Annotated in this window: 14 protein-coding genes; 9 read left to right on the top strand and 5 right to left on the bottom strand. The window is 30.1% G+C overall.

Annotated elements, in window-relative coordinates:
- Window positions 1-87 precede the first annotated feature (87 nt).
- Window positions 88-939 carry an OmpA/MotB family protein gene (locus tag AC2H4K_RS06245; protein ID WP_281140411.1) on the top strand — a complete coding sequence of 284 codons (852 nt, stop codon included), beginning with the start codon at window positions 88-90 and terminating at the stop codon, window positions 937-939.
- A 69-nt stretch (window positions 940-1,008) separates the two neighbouring features.
- Here the strand turns inward: AC2H4K_RS06245 and AC2H4K_RS06250 are convergent, their stop codons facing one another.
- Both AC2H4K_RS06250 and AC2H4K_RS06255 read right to left on the bottom strand, forming a co-directional pair.
- Window positions 1,009-1,764 (bottom strand): CPBP family intramembrane glutamic endopeptidase, encoded by a 756-nt coding sequence (locus AC2H4K_RS06250; RefSeq protein WP_281140412.1) that lies wholly within the window; start codon window positions 1,762-1,764, stop codon window positions 1,009-1,011.
- A 9-nt stretch (window positions 1,765-1,773) separates the two neighbouring features.
- On the bottom strand, window positions 1,774-2,310 hold the full coding sequence (locus AC2H4K_RS06255) for a hypothetical protein (RefSeq protein ID WP_493742984.1): 537 nt from the start codon (window positions 2,308-2,310) through the stop codon (window positions 1,774-1,776).
- 531 nt (window positions 2,311-2,841) lie between these two features.
- Between AC2H4K_RS06255 and AC2H4K_RS06260 the strand changes: the two genes are divergently transcribed.
- Together AC2H4K_RS06260 and AC2H4K_RS06265 are read left to right on the top strand one after the other, a co-directional pair.
- Window positions 2,842-3,576 (top strand): LytR/AlgR family response regulator transcription factor, encoded by a 735-nt coding sequence (locus tag AC2H4K_RS06260; protein ID WP_281140414.1) that lies wholly within the window; start codon window positions 2,842-2,844, stop codon window positions 3,574-3,576.
- A gap of 3 nt (window positions 3,577-3,579) precedes the next feature.
- Complete coding sequence (locus AC2H4K_RS06265; protein ID WP_281140415.1) at window positions 3,580-5,514, top strand: tetratricopeptide repeat-containing sensor histidine kinase; 1,935 nt, start codon at window positions 3,580-3,582, stop codon at window positions 5,512-5,514.
- A gap of 19 nt (window positions 5,515-5,533) precedes the next feature.
- Here the strand turns inward: AC2H4K_RS06265 and AC2H4K_RS06270 are convergent, their stop codons facing one another.
- Complete coding sequence (locus AC2H4K_RS06270) at window positions 5,534-6,103, bottom strand: DUF3109 family protein (protein ID WP_281140416.1); 570 nt, start codon at window positions 6,101-6,103, stop codon at window positions 5,534-5,536.
- 90 nt (window positions 6,104-6,193) lie between these two features.
- Between AC2H4K_RS06270 and AC2H4K_RS06275 the strand changes: the two genes are divergently transcribed.
- Entirely contained in the window at window positions 6,194-6,775 is a 582-nt protein-coding gene (locus tag AC2H4K_RS06275) for a MarC family protein (protein WP_281140417.1), read from the top strand.
- A gap of 9 nt (window positions 6,776-6,784) precedes the next feature.
- Entirely contained in the window at window positions 6,785-6,985 is a 201-nt protein-coding gene (locus tag AC2H4K_RS06280; protein WP_281140418.1) for a hypothetical protein, read from the top strand.
- A gap of 67 nt (window positions 6,986-7,052) precedes the next feature.
- Here AC2H4K_RS06280 and AC2H4K_RS06285 read toward each other — a convergent pair whose 3' ends face one another.
- Window positions 7,053-7,526: a hypothetical protein gene (locus AC2H4K_RS06285; RefSeq protein WP_281140419.1), complete on the bottom strand. Its 474-nt coding sequence runs from the start codon at window positions 7,524-7,526 to the stop codon at window positions 7,053-7,055.
- Between the two features lie 140 nt (window positions 7,527-7,666).
- Between AC2H4K_RS06285 and AC2H4K_RS06290 the strand changes: the two genes are divergently transcribed.
- From AC2H4K_RS06290 to AC2H4K_RS06305, 4 genes are read left to right on the top strand one after another with little or no spacing between them, the layout of a single operon-like run.
- Entirely contained in the window at window positions 7,667-8,206 is a 540-nt protein-coding gene (locus AC2H4K_RS06290; RefSeq protein WP_281140420.1) for a sigma-70 family RNA polymerase sigma factor, read from the top strand.
- Window position 8,207: 1 nt separating this feature from the next.
- Window positions 8,208-8,924 carry a hypothetical protein gene (locus tag AC2H4K_RS06295; protein ID WP_281140421.1) on the top strand — a complete coding sequence of 239 codons (717 nt, stop codon included), beginning with the start codon at window positions 8,208-8,210 and terminating at the stop codon, window positions 8,922-8,924.
- Window positions 8,925-8,973: 49 nt separating this feature from the next.
- Window positions 8,974-9,882, top strand: coding sequence for a hypothetical protein (locus tag AC2H4K_RS06300; protein ID WP_281140422.1), 909 nt, complete (start codon window positions 8,974-8,976; stop codon window positions 9,880-9,882).
- A 24-nt stretch (window positions 9,883-9,906) separates the two neighbouring features.
- Window positions 9,907-11,493: a T9SS type A sorting domain-containing protein gene (locus AC2H4K_RS06305; protein ID WP_281140423.1), complete on the top strand. Its 1,587-nt coding sequence runs from the start codon at window positions 9,907-9,909 to the stop codon at window positions 11,491-11,493.
- A gap of 14 nt (window positions 11,494-11,507) precedes the next feature.
- Here AC2H4K_RS06305 and AC2H4K_RS06310 read toward each other — a convergent pair whose 3' ends face one another.
- Window positions 11,508-14,525, bottom strand: coding sequence for a CHAT domain-containing protein (locus AC2H4K_RS06310; RefSeq protein ID WP_493742985.1), 3,018 nt, complete (start codon window positions 14,523-14,525; stop codon window positions 11,508-11,510).
- Window positions 14,526-14,583: the final 58 nt, after the last annotated feature.

Here is a 14,583-nt window from a genome sequence, read left to right on the forward strand (position 1 = left end):
TTTTTATTAAAATTATACGTATTTCAACGTCTAAAAATAAACTTTCATCGTATATAATAGTGTATTTAATTAACCTAAAAACACAATATGAAGAAAATTTCAATCCTTTTAGTTACAGCAATCTTAGTAAGCTCATGTGTTTCTAAAAAGAAATATGTGGCTTTGCAAGAAGAAAATGGCCAGATTAAAAGTGAGCTAACCAAAACTAGAGTAGAAAAAGAAGACTTAGAGAATAAGTTTGCAAAAATCCAAGCACGTGTAGATGAATACAACTCTAAAATCAACTCACTAAATGATGATGTTGAAGGTCTTAAAATAGAAAATGACATTAAAATAGATGTCAATGAGGATGGCACTGTACTTTCTAATGAGAGTAAGCGAAAAATGCTTGCGACTTTAAAGAATGTTGATCAAGAAGAATTAGCTAAAGCTAAGACCTTAAAAGATTCTATGAATTTAGCTGTTCAGTATAACTTAGCTAAATCTATGGACACTTCAGATTTAAATGAAGATGAAGATATTGCTGTAAACATTAATGAAACGGTAGTAATGATTTCAATCTCAGACAAAATGTTATTCAATACAGGAAGTTATAGAATAAGTAGTAAAGCAAACAACATACTTCAGAAGTTAGCAGATGTTATTAATTCTGAAGAAAGTATTGATGTAATGGTTGAAGGTCATACGGACTCTAGAACTATAAGTACTGAGAAAATTGCAGACAATTGGGATCTTAGTGTTTTAAGAGCTACATCTGTAGTAAGAAAATTACAGAATGACTATGACGTAGATCCGGCAAAATTAATTGCTTCAGGTCGTAGCAGCTACCAACCTCTTGTTGATAATGACACTAGAGAAAACCGTTCTAAAAACAGAAGAACACGTATTATACTTTTACCTAATATTGATAAATTCTTTGCTTTAATGGAAGCAAATTAATCCATTGAAATAAAAGGTAAAATTTTATAAAAAGCATCCTCCCGTAAAACTCGGCATTGGATGCTTTTTTTATATAGACAAACTTGAATTATAAAAATAGTAATCCATCATCAAGACCAAAAAATTATGGATGAAATGAATTATAATACCATACCACAAAGTATTGTACTTACTTCTTAAATAGCCCAAAACAATTCCAAATGGAAATATCCAAAGTAGCGAAATAAAAGAAAAGTGAACCAAAGCAAAAATAAATGCAGTTGCTATGATGGTTACTCTTTCGCTAACTACTTTTTGCAGTTGGTTAAATAAAAATCCTCTAAAAGCCAATTCTTCAAAAATTGGAGGTGTAATAGCTATGAATAAAATAGCCCAAAACATAGGATTCTCTAAATAAATATATCCTAAATAATAATTATCGGTCTCTGAATCGAATAAGAATGAATTAGTATAATCCGTAAAGAAATAGACTGTTAGAGCAGAAAATACGGGAAAAATAAACGAGAAAAATATGATTTTCCAATTTACATATGGAATTTTATATAAGCGTAAAATATTCTTGTAGTCTATTAGAGAAAAACCAATAACAAGAAGCGCAAAAACACTTTCTAAACCTATCTCTACACTTAAACTTGTTGGATATTCACTGTATAAAAAATAAGATACAACGGCATATACCAAAAAAATCACATAAAAAACAATGATAGAATTCAATGATTCTGCACGTGTTTCGGCAGCTCTTTTTACAAGTGACTTACCACAATTCGTGCAAAATTTTGCCTCATCTTGATAAATGGTATTACAGCTATTACAAATTTGGCTCATAGAGTTAATCTATTTCTTAATAGATGATGCTGAATATACTCCTTTAGCCAAATAACCAATAATAATAATTTTAAATATCACACCTCTAACTATTGATGAAGGCTCAACTATTGCAGAAATAATGATAACTGTTAAGTATAACAAAAAACCCAATAAAATAGCTACTAATGGCTTTTTAGTAGTCCATGAACCCAAAACTAAATAGATAAGTCCCAATATTACGTTTGTCACTAAAATCGCAACATCTTTCTCAATAAAAAAGTATATAATACCAAAGACAATAGTAAACCCAGCTAAAACGTAAAGTACGTTTCTTGCTGATTTAATTTTTTTATCTGCATCCATATGCTCATTATTTTTCATCGCATTTCGTGCATGAAATTGAGCAACATCTTTATCTGTACCGTTTTCGGGAAAGCCACACTCTGGACAAAAAATATTTTCTGACACCATAGGTGTTTTACATATTGAGCAACCAGATTGACTTGCAGCAGAGATATTCAATTCTTCCATTCCTTTATAATTTACTAACGGTTTATTTTTCAATATAGAAAAAAGCTATATATCAAAACCTTAACCAAAGTAAATTATCGTTATTAATACATAAATATTCGTTAGACTTCTAGCTTATATGCTTTTTAGACAACTATTAATCAAAAAAACATGAAGTTTATTTTCAAAAGGAAAAGGGTTAAATAAAAAAAGAGCGCTTGAATTAAACGCTCTTTTTCTTCCCTAATAACTAACTAAATTAATGAAAAGCAACATTGAAATTGCTTATCCTTAAAATTAACACCATAAAAGTCTAAACCTAAAATTTCGACTTTTACAGATTAATAGCTTAAACTATAGAGGTAAGTCCCCACTTTACCCTTTATAGATTGTTATACAAATATCTTAATTATATACTCTGCTGGTAAACCTCATTGTATAACTGGTTTAAAAAAATGTATAACTGGTTTCGGAAAATTCCGAACTATCAGAAATAACTCATTATACATAAAACCAAACATCACACACATATTTGTAAGCATCGCATTTATTATATGTATATATTTATGTTTTAAAGTTTTCACTATGTTAAAAGCTGTAATTGTTGATGACGAACCTAAAGCTATCCAAAGCTTAATTTGGGAGCTCGGTAACTTTAAAAAAGATATTGAAGTGATTGCCTCTTTTACTGACCCAAATAAGGCGCTACAGTTTTTAGAATCTCACATACCAGATTGTTTGTTTTTAGATGTACAAATGCCAACAATTGGTGGTTTTCAATTTTTGGAAAAGCTAAAAGACATTGATTTTGCAGTAATTATTACCACAGCTTATGATGAATATGCAATTAAAGCATTAAAGCACGAAGCTATCGATTATCTTTTAAAACCAATAGACTCTGACGACTTAAAAGATTCCATAAAAAAAATTAAGAAACATAGCGAACGCAATATTAATTCTGCAAAATTAGAACAAATGCTTTCTAATTTTAATTCGCAATTTGATAAAAAACGTATTACCATAAACACTGATGGGAAACTCTTATTCCTAGATGTTGATGATATCATTTATGTTGAATCTGACGGCAACTACTGTACACTCTTTTTAAAAGATCAGAAGAAAATTGTGGTTACCAAAAAGCTTAAGGAAATAGATAAAATTTTACCTGAACATTATTTTTTTAGAATTCACAATTCGTACGTTATTAACCTAAATAAGATTAAAGCTTTTATAAAAAACGAAGGTTATGTGATTATGGATAGTGATCAAAAAATCCCTGTTGCCAGACAAAGAAAATCTGATTTTCTTGAAAAATTATAGTTAATGAAACGTCTATCGGTTTATAAATTTATTTTCGTTTTAGCACTTACATTTTCTCAAGTTGCTTTTTCCCAAGACGTTAATTTTGAAACTACATTAAAGTATATTCAAAACGAGAAACCTACAAAATATGAAGTAATCGATTCTATTTTTGGCAGTTTTGAAAGAGACAGCACTAAAATGAAACTGGCTTTAAAAACTTTTAGAGCTGATGATTACAATGAAGGTATTTGCTTTTCACTTAATGCTCTTGGCATAATTAATAGAAATATTTCCAATTACGATCAGTCTATCGCACTTCATAAAGAAGCCAAAGCATATGCCGAAAAAGCTGAAAATATTGAACTAAAAATCATAAGCATCAATATGATTGGTGTAGCTTATAGACGTATGGACCTTATAAAACCTGCATTAGATAACCATACCGAAGCACTTAAAATTGCCTATTCTGTTATTAATCCTTCCGAAACTATAGAAAATAGCATCGCTGTTTCACAAAACAGTATTGGTAATATTTATCTGGCTTTAAAACAGTATGATTATGCTATAATTCAGTTTAAAAAGTCATTAGAAATTGAAAGTAAAGCTAATAACAAACTTGGTTTAGCTATAAACTATCACAATATTGGATATGCTAAAGAAGCCTTAGGCGATTTAGATACCGCATTAGCAAACTATGAAAAATCGCTAAGCTATAACAATGAAATAGACTCAGAAATTGGTCGTGTAATTTGTTACAACAGTATTGGAGGTATTTATCTAAAACAAAAAAACTATGAAGATGCTGAACCTATAATTAACGAAGCACTAGACAGAGCTTTAAAGGTGGAAGATAAATTTTATATTGCTTCATCTTATGTCAATCTTGGGCAATTAGAGATAGAACTTAATCAGTTAGAAACAGCAGAAAAAAATCTAAAGAAAGCCTACGACATTGCAACCAATTATAATTTAAGATCATCCATTGCTCAATCTTGCAAGCTACTTTCTAAACTTAGCCAAAAAAATAATGACTATAAGTCGTCATTAGACTATTACAAAAAAGCAGTTGAAATTGAAAACACTATACTTACCGAGCAAAACCTTCAATATGTCAATGATATTGCTATTGAATATGAAAATGAAGACAAAAACAACCAAATAAAAGCGTTAGCTTCAGAAAACGAAGCTGTAAGACTTCGTTTAGAGCGTAACAGAAAAATTTTATGGACTTCACTTCTCGGTCTTGCTATACTGAGTATTGTTCTAATTATCATCAATAGAAATAAAGCGTTAAAACGAGACAAACGCATTTTAACGCTTGAACAAGATATGCTGAGAAATCAAATGAATCCGCATTTCATTTTTAACTCATTAAACTCAATTAAACTTTACATAATCAATAATGAGAAAGAAAATGCAGTCTATTACCTCAACAAATTCTCTAAACTGATTAGGAAAATATTAATGGCCTCAAAAGAAAAAGAGAGCTCATTAGAAGATGAAATAGAAACGATGAAACTCTACATGAATATAGAAAACATACGTTTTTCCAATCAAATAGATTTTAAAATACATGTAGATAACTCTATAAATACAGATGTTATTAAAGTACCTTCCTTAGTACTACAACCTTTCTTAGAAAATGCACTATGGCATGGTTTATCGTCTAAACCAAATGATAAAAAAGTAGAACTTAACATTCTTAAGACTTCTGCTAATTATATAACTGTAGAAATCATAGATAATGGTATTGGTAGAAAAGCTTCTGCCGAAATCAAAGAAAGCAAAAAACTAAAGAGAAATTCGGTCGGAATTGATATTACAAAAGCTCGCTTAGCCAACTTTTCTGAGTCTTTTGCTAATTCTTATAGCTTAGAAATTGAAGATTTGTATGAAAATGATCAGCCTTCAGGAACTAAAGTGATTTTAAAAATACCTATCAAAAAAATTAAATAGCAAATCTGCTGAACCAAAGCTATTGATTCATCTTTTCAGCAACTTTTTCTAACTCAGCGTACCAGTCTTCCCCAAATTTTCTAATCAAGGCTTCTTTTACAAATTTGTAAATAGGTACTTGAAGTTCTTTACCCAAAGTACAAGCATCATCACAAATTTCCCATTTATCATAATTAACTGCTGAAAATTCCGTGTAATCCTTTATACGAATTGGATACAAGTGGCACGATACAGGCTTTTTCCAATCAATCTCACCTTGGTTATAAGCTTCTTCAATTGCACAAAGTGCCGTATTTTTTTCATCAAAAATTACATACGCACAATCAGCTCCATCAATGAGAGGTGTTTCAATATCCCCAAAATCTGTAACAATAGACGTTCCTTGTGCTTCAATAGCTTTTATTCCTTCTTTTCGTAACAAAGGTTTTACTTTAGGATAAATATCCTCAAGTATTTTAGCTTCTTCTTTTTCTAAAGGCGCACCTGCATCTCCATCAATACAGCAAGCTCCTTTACAAGCCGAAAGATTGCAAACAAAATCCTTTTCTATAATCTCTTCTGAGATAATGGTTTTTCCGAGTTGAAACATGCCGCAAAAATAGTTAAACTTTACGGTTATTTAATATGGAAATTCATGATTAAAGTCGCACCTTTGCGCCGAATTTCAAAAGCGCATAAAATGCAACTAAATTTTAAACAGATTTTTACAGCCTTTATGGTCCTTTTCGCTGTAATAGATATAATTGGCAACATTCCTATCATTATAGATTTACGCAAAAAAGTTGGCCATATTCAAAGTGAAAAAGCTTCAATTATTGCTGGAGTTATTATGATTGTTTTCCTTTTTTTAGGAAAAAGTTTATTAAACTTAATAGGTATCGATGTCAATTCTTTTGCCGTTGCTGGTGCATTTATCATCTTTTTTATAGCCTTAGAAATGATTTTAGGTATCACCCTTTATAAAGATGATGGAAGTAATGCCCTTACTGCTTCTGTATTTCCGTTAGCATTCCCTCTTATTGCAGGACCAGGAAGTTTAACAACCTTATTATCATTACGTGCTGAATTTGATATTGAAAACATCATAGTTGCTGTAATATTCAACGTTATAGTTATTTATATCGTTTTGAAAACCTCAGCAAAAATTGAAAAATTCATAGGATCTAATGGTATTAACATTATAAGAAAAGTTTTTGGTGTAATTTTGTTAGCCATAGCAGTGAAGTTATTTGCTCATAATATAAAGGCACTGTTAATTTAAATTCTTATTATGAAAATATTCACTTTAATCTTATCGGTTGTTGCTATTGGGTTAATTATATTTAATGCTACAAAATTAAATTTCGAAGCACTTTTTGAAGGAGAAAGTTACACAGCTATCCTTACCATTATAGCGGCACTATGTGCTATATTATTACTACAGATTCTTAGAGTTTCAAAAAAAATAGAAAAACTTAGTAAAAAAAGATAAAGCCCAAACACTATTTGACTAACTCAAAATCAAATAGCACATGGGCTTACAATTCTTTATTTGAATATTAAAGTTCTGTGTAGGTTACATTAAAGCTTCCTTCTGTAAAGGTATACCCATTACTTGAACCTACCATTACAGGTTCTGTTACAAAGTTAAACGTACCGCTTACTCGTTTATCATCGGTATCGTGAGAAGTAATTGTTATAGAGCCTTCTGAATTAGCCATACTTACATCATTTTCATCTGCATTGTAAGAAGCTACAAAATCTAGGCTTTGTATTGTATAAGTGCTACCAGCTGTTGCTGTTATAGGAAATATCAAAGTTACCTCTTTACCATTTCCATCACTTCCAGATATAGTGATAGTTGTGTTAAAAGTGGTAACAAAACCTGAAGCAAAATCAGCATCAAAATCCTCACCATCTATTTTTGTAAAAAAGGAATTATTATCACCTTGATTATTATTCGAGTCGTCGCTACTACAAGATGGCATAATAGAAATACATAGTAAAAGTAAAATTGTTTTAAACATTTTCATTTGTTTGTGTTTTGGTTATTGAAAAATCATTTTCCCATTAATGACAACTTTTAAAAAAAGTAAACATTCATTTGTAATAAAAATCGTCATAAAAATGTTTTTTCTAAATTTGAGTTTACTTATTTGCCCTATTTACATTAATGAATAAAGAGCCATCGATACAAACACTTTTACAGGATAGTGACAAAGCCTTTGAAAAGCTTTACTCCAGTTATAAAAGTGATTTTTTGGCTTTTGGAAAGACATTTTCTTTAAAAGAAGAAGATCTGATTGATATATACCAGGAAGCATTTTTAAGTTTTTATGAAAATTTGCTTAGTGGTAAAATAACCCATTTCACCAGCTCTATAAAAACCTATATTTTTAGTATTGGTAAGTTTAAGATATATGAACATTTAAGAAGTACTTCTAAGCTCAAAATTATTGATGAACCTATAAATTCTGAAATTACCTTAGAAAATCTTAACCTAGATACAGAAGTTTTATCTGAGCGAGAGCAATTGGTAAAATCTAATTTTAAAAAGCTAGGTAAACAATGTCAACTAATTTTAGAGCTGTTTTACCTCAAAGGAAAAACACTCAAGGATATAAAAATTATTGAAAATTATGACAATACAGATGTTGTTAAAAGTCAAAAATCGAGATGTTTAAGAAAATTAAAACAACTCGTAAAAAAGTAAAATGGAACACAAAGAATTAATAGAACTTTATTTTGAAGACAAACTCAGTACTGAGCAAAAAACTGTTTTTGAGAACCTACTCGATACAGATGAGAAGTTTAGAGCTCAATTTGAACTAGAAGAGCAGGTAAAAAAGGCTATTATTTCTACAAAAAAAGAAGACTTAAAAGAACGTCTAAAACAAATTGAACATCAGCAGGCTAACAAAAAAACATCTAAATATTATAAAATAGCTATTGCCGCTTCTCTAATTATATGTCTTAGTATTGTAGGTATATGGAAACAAAATCAACCCATAAGTAACGATGCTATATTTGCAGCATATTTTCAACCTTATGACAATATTATTGTACCTAATTCTCGTAGTAATGAAGTAGAAAGCCCAAAAGCAATAGCTTTTAGAAATTATGATACTCAGAAATACAAAATAGCTTCAGAACAATTTGCAGATTTATATAAAGCCACCTCAACATCTTATTATTTGTTTTACCAAGCTATATGTGAACTACAACTAGGCAACGAAGATAAATCAATAGAATTACTTAATAGCCATAAACAATATTCGGATAACCTATCTCAACATCGTAATTGGTATTTGGCTTTAGCTTACCTAAAAGGTAATAACGTAGAAAAAGGTAAAACTCTGTTACAGGAAATTGTAAATAAAAAATCTTACAAGCATAAAACTGCAGAAATAATTTTAAAAAAGTTGAATTAACCATGTTTACCTTTTGTAAAGGTTGTCATTAATAGAAAACCATTCTATTATGACATATTTTATCAAAAGATTTGCTTTATTATTAATAGCCCTCATTACTCTAGGCTGCAGTAAAGATGATGACGGAGGAAACCAAAACTCACCCACACCTAAACTGGTGCGTTTTTCTAATGATACAGAAAACTATCAAATTTCTTATGAAAACAGTGGTAAGCCACAAGCTATTATAAACTCTAATAACGCAATAACACCAATAATTTTTGCGGAGGATAAACTCACAAGTTTCTCTAACAACAGTTATACTTATGACAGCAATGGAAGGTTAGAAACAATAACTAACGATGAGGGAAGTTGTACCTTAATTTACAATATCCAGAATCAATTAACTAGACAAGATATTGTAATACTTCACTCATTAACAGGTAACCCAATACTGACCATACAGAGAAATTTAATTTATAACACTGAAAACCAGCTAACAGAAGTTACCGAAACGAATAGTGACAATTCTAATATTGAAAAATACACATTAACATACAACAATGAAGGGCAAGTTGTTAGAGTCGTAAACTCGTATACCAATGGCACAAATTCATCTTATATCGTAAGGCAAGATGTAGACCTAATATACCATACTTCTATAAACCCATTATACGAGTTATACAACCAAATAGGAATGAATACTAATGTAACTTGGGTAGACCTACAGGATTTAAATCCTAGTTATTGGGTTACTATTGGTATTAGCAACTATGTTTATTTTAGACTCTATTACATTAACGAAAACAATCTCTCCAATATAGATATAACTGCATATTCTAATAATTCTAGCGAGACATTAACATATTCATTCAATTATTTACTAGAAAGCGATTATCCAATAGCAGCAGATATGATAAGAACTTACAATAACTCTAGTTCAACCTATCAATTTTTTTGGGAATATAGCAACCTATAATCTCACTATAATAAATTAAAACCTATGAAAACACAAATAACTACTCTTATCCTTATTTGCATATCAATAATTACCTATTCACAAAGTTCAACCTTTAATGAAAAAATTATGGCACCTGATGGCTCATTTAATGACCGTTTTGGTTGGGCTGTAGATATACAAGGTGATATTTTAGTGGGAGGAGATATATTTGATGGTACAGTTAGCGAACCTAATACTGGTGCTGCATATGTTTTTAGAAAAAACTCTAGCGGTAACTTCATTTTTGAACAAAAACTAAAAGCACCATTCCTTGAATCTTATGATAATTATGCAAGCGAAGTAGAAATTAATGGTGATTTTATAGCTGTGGGAGCACCTAGATATAAATATAACGATAGTGCTAATGGTTTTCCGACTGTAGAGAGCGCTGGTGCTGTTTTCCTCTATAAATATAATTCTGCTACCAACCAGTGGGAATTGGTCAATCAGATATTTGCTCCCACAAGACAGCTTAATCACTTATTTGGATATAGAGTTTATTTAACCAACAATCAAATTTTTATAAGTGAAGTAGAACATAGATACACTAGTGTTAATGCTTTAAGAAGTGGTAAAATTCACGTTTACGATTATGACAATAGTGGTAATGTAACCTATAGTCAAGGTATTGATAATCCAGAACCTAGCTCAAATGATTTCTTTGGCACTGAAATTTCCCTATTTGGAAACACTCTTGCAGTTGGTACTAGAGGAGAACAACAAGATGCTAATGGAAACAATCCCCTAAATTTCGCAGGAGCGGTCTACGTTTTCGAAAGTAATAACATGGGGCAATTCTTATTACAGCAAAAAATAGTACCAAGTACAAGATTTGCAAATGCTGATTTTGGTGATGGTTTAGATATAAACGATAGCACATTAGTAGTTGGCGCTTCTAATGAAACAAGAGTTCAACCAGGAACTAGCAATACTGCAGACTGTGGTATTGTTTATATATTCAAAAAGGTGAATAATACTTGGTCTCAAACTGAAATTGTTGAACCACCAAATGTAGAATTTAATGCTGGTTATGGCGCTTCCATAAATTTGATAGGGAACACTGCTTTGATAAGCTATAAGGGAGGTAGAGTGCCATACAATGGCTCTACAAGAGCATCTGGGCTTGTAGAGGAACTAAATATAGATAGTAATGGAAATATTGATAACAGATATGTCATTCCACCACCATTTCCAGACAGCACAAATGAGTTTGGTTATATTACATCTTGGGATGGTAATCAACTAGCTGTTGGTGCCTACGCAGATAGAGGTGACATCAATGGAAACATATTACCTGAGGGAAGTCCTGGTGCTGTATATATTTATAATTTAAGTAATAGCTTATCTACAACATCACCTACGTTTCATAACATCCGTATTTTAAATCCAGTAGAAAATACAATCAATATCTATGGCATAGAAAATGATGGTACTTATCGACTGTTCGACTTACAAGGAAAAACTATAGCCGAAGGTAAACTAACTCATGTGGATTCTCATATTGATATATTCAATTTAACAAAGGGTATTTATTTATTGAATATAAAAGTTGAAAGCTCGGTTCAAAATTTTAAAGTCTTGAAGAAATAAAATTCAAAAACGTTCTAACCTAAATTAGAACGTTTTTTCATTATGATGATCACCAATAAAAGAAATAAGGAACCAACTATAATATAAATCCAATAGTTAGGACTATTAGTAATTGGTGATGTATCTCCTGTAAGTACAAAGCCTGCCCAGTAATATGGGTGTTTTAAATTAGAGTCATCAACACTTTTCAAGTATTCTTGTTTTGCTTTTTTTAGTGCTTCATCTTTCGATAAACCTTCTTTTAAATATTCATAAAAACGCTTCATTATAATTGAAGTTTCTTTATCTGGAACACGCCATAAACTTGTTAATGTTGCATCACTACCAGCATATTGAAAAGCTCTTGAAAGACTTAAAACACCCTCCTCTGAATCCACACGCCCAAAACCTGTATTACAAGCACTCAATGTGGTTAAATCAGCGTTTAACTTAAGATTGTAAATTGTATTTAAGTCTAAATGATCTTCACTATCGCTACTAGAAAATAATAGCTTAGAGTTATATTCATTGTCTTCGTCTACATAAGCGTGCATTGCTAAGTGAAGCACGCCATAATTAGAAACCGTACTTATAAAATTCTCTTTATTAGCTGTAGTACCGTTATACAAATCACCATCAAATAGAGATGCTACATAAGCTGCTTCTTCTTCAGCAAAAGGCAATTGGTATGTATTATTACTACGCTCTATAGATGCTCTAAATTCATTTTTATTATCTGGCTTTTCCAAATAAGTAGGTGAATATGATGCTAAAAGTTCATTACTGTCTCTATTGATATTACCTATTAATTTTAAAGATGTATTGTAGTTTACAACTCTATCACTTTCCAAGCTTTTGTCCAAAAAGAGTTCAAATGGCAGTAACGAAACACTACCTTCTGGTACTATGGTTACTTTTTTAAAATTTAGGTTCTTATTTAAGAACTCCAAATTGGAACTTACATCATTATAACTGTTTTTGTAATTTTTAAGTTGTTTAACATCGCTTAAAAAATTAAAAAACTTTTGAGATAAATCTTCACTATTTCCAAGATTAAAAAACTGTGTATTATTTTTTGAAATTAAAAAGGCATACAAGTTATCGTAATCATAAAAACGCACAATAACCTCTTGTTTAGATAGGTTAGATTTTAATTCTGCAAGATTAAAATCTAAAGCATCATTAATTTTACTATCATAAGATTGCTTTTTTAGACTCAATAACAGATTTGATTTATTCAATTTTAAGCTATCAAGTTCTTCAATTAGATTTTTATCATCATCATTTTTTATCAGTCGAGATTTTAACTGAGCAATCCTTACTTCTATTAAATTGAGGGTATCTAAAACTTTTTTAACTCCCTCGTTGTAACTATACTTAATATTATTGATAGTGTTTTTTATGGTAAGTTGCGAGTTAGTATTTTGCTCTACAACATTAACAATATTGTCATTGAACATATTATTTTCAGTATGATCTACTTCTAATAATGATCTACATAGTAATAGATTAGTATTTATATTATCAATTAGATTTTTTTCAAAAACATTAAAGTTGAATTGACTTCTATTTTCATTCACTAACATTCCAGATAACAAGGCCAACTTAAATGATTTTTGAAACAAATTTTGATTATTGGATAGTTTAGCATTCTCTAAAATCAAATTACTTAATTCTATTAATGTTTGAGCCGTGTGTAAACTACCATACAAGTGATTATTTGTTATATCAGAAGCATCTATTTCATCTAAGCTATTTACTTTAATACGTTTCAAATAATTATTGATTGTAATATCTAAATCTACACTATCGCTTCTTAGTAGAGCATATTTTACACTATTTAGTGTATGTTTATTTAAAAAGTCACTTCTTTGGAATTTATTAGCGAGTTCTAGGTGAACGTCCAAATAATATAGTATAGAATCTAAATTATTAGACAAGAATCTTTTTTTTACCTCTAAATCATATGCATATAAAGCAAACATTTGGTCTTTCTTTATATCCGAAACACTCATTTCTATGAGCCGTTTAACTTTATCATCTAAAAGTTCGTGGTCAAAATCTTTTTTCTTGAGTTCAATTTTAGCCTCTCTATGAATTATTGAAGAATAAAACATATTCTTAAATCTATTATTTTCTTCAATTAAATCGTAAACTTCCTTTGCCTTTTCAAAACTAAAGGTCAGTTGATCGTATTCTTCATTCAATTCCTGAATTTTGGATTCCAAGTCTATTATCATTAGTTGATCTATATACTTGTTTGGTGGTATCAGTGATTTCCAATGTGAGATATGATTTTTAGCTTTTTCAAACTCACCTAGATCTATACAGACATCTGCTAAATTACTAAGAGCATAAGGCAAAAATTCTTCAGCCTGCTTTGGAATGTTATCTTCTAGCAAATACGCTTCAAAATCATCTACCGACTCTCTTAATATCTTCCCGTTTTCTAATTCCTGAGCATATATTATAAGCTGCCTGTAATTAACCATTTTTGTAACTTGTAGTTGAAGTTTTAGCGAATCAGGTATAGTTTCCTTTAATAGAGAATCTATAGTATTTTTGATAGGAAAAACACTTTCTTGCAGAGCATCTAATGGCTTACCAATATCACCTAGAGAGTAACCTAGATTTGTAGTTGCCATTAATAATTTTTGATAATTCTTATTATCATAATTCTTATACAGATCAATAAACTCTTTGTTGTATAGAATGTTCTTATCAAGTTGATTTGTCTTGTAAGTGAAAACATCATAATAACTGTACAGGTTACTCAGATCTTCAATGGGTATGTGCTTTAATTTTTTATAATATAACCTGGCACTATCTAAGAGTTTTTCGGTTTTACCATCCAGCCGTTCTTTTTGAATATTCTTGATAGCTTCAGCAAGTATAGATCTCGCTTTTTTTATTTGTATACTATCTTGGTATGTAGCTTCAGTTTCATTATGAACATTTTTGTTATTTAAATTATCAGTTTCATTTTTTCCTTTACAGGAACCCAAAAAGATTGACACTGTAAGAATTAAAAACAATCGGAATAAAAACCTCATAAAATCTGTTTCAAAAAAAATTTTAATATCACATATGAAACATTAAATATAACTTATA

Source organism: Winogradskyella sp. 266wxhm (genome assembly GCF_058964685.1).

Bases quoted from the DNA above. Each gene is read 5' to 3' on its own strand.
- AC2H4K_RS06245 (WP_281140411.1), top strand. From the start codon at position 88: ATGAAGAAAATTTCAATCCTTTTAGTTACAGCAATCTTAGTAAGCTCA.
- AC2H4K_RS06250 (WP_281140412.1), bottom strand. From the start codon at position 1,764: ATGAGCCAAATTTGTAATAGCTGTAATACCATTTATCAAGATGAGGCA.
- AC2H4K_RS06260 (WP_281140414.1), top strand. From the start codon at position 2,842: ATGTTAAAAGCTGTAATTGTTGATGACGAACCTAAAGCTATCCAAAGC.
- AC2H4K_RS06265 (WP_281140415.1), top strand. From the start codon at position 3,580: ATGAAACGTCTATCGGTTTATAAATTTATTTTCGTTTTAGCACTTACA.
- AC2H4K_RS06270 (WP_281140416.1), bottom strand. From the start codon at position 6,103: ATGTTTCAACTCGGAAAAACCATTATCTCAGAAGAGATTATAGAAAAG.
- AC2H4K_RS06275 (WP_281140417.1), top strand. From the start codon at position 6,194: ATGCAACTAAATTTTAAACAGATTTTTACAGCCTTTATGGTCCTTTTC.
- AC2H4K_RS06280 (WP_281140418.1), top strand. From the start codon at position 6,785: ATGAAAATATTCACTTTAATCTTATCGGTTGTTGCTATTGGGTTAATT.
- AC2H4K_RS06285 (WP_281140419.1), bottom strand. From the start codon at position 7,526: ATGAAAATGTTTAAAACAATTTTACTTTTACTATGTATTTCTATTATG.
- AC2H4K_RS06290 (WP_281140420.1), top strand. From the start codon at position 7,667: ATGAATAAAGAGCCATCGATACAAACACTTTTACAGGATAGTGACAAA.
- AC2H4K_RS06295 (WP_281140421.1), top strand. From the start codon at position 8,208: ATGGAACACAAAGAATTAATAGAACTTTATTTTGAAGACAAACTCAGT.
- AC2H4K_RS06300 (WP_281140422.1), top strand. From the start codon at position 8,974: ATGACATATTTTATCAAAAGATTTGCTTTATTATTAATAGCCCTCATT.
- AC2H4K_RS06305 (WP_281140423.1), top strand. From the start codon at position 9,907: ATGAAAACACAAATAACTACTCTTATCCTTATTTGCATATCAATAATT.
- AC2H4K_RS06310 (WP_493742985.1), bottom strand. From the start codon at position 14,525: ATGAGGTTTTTATTCCGATTGTTTTTAATTCTTACAGTGTCAATCTTT.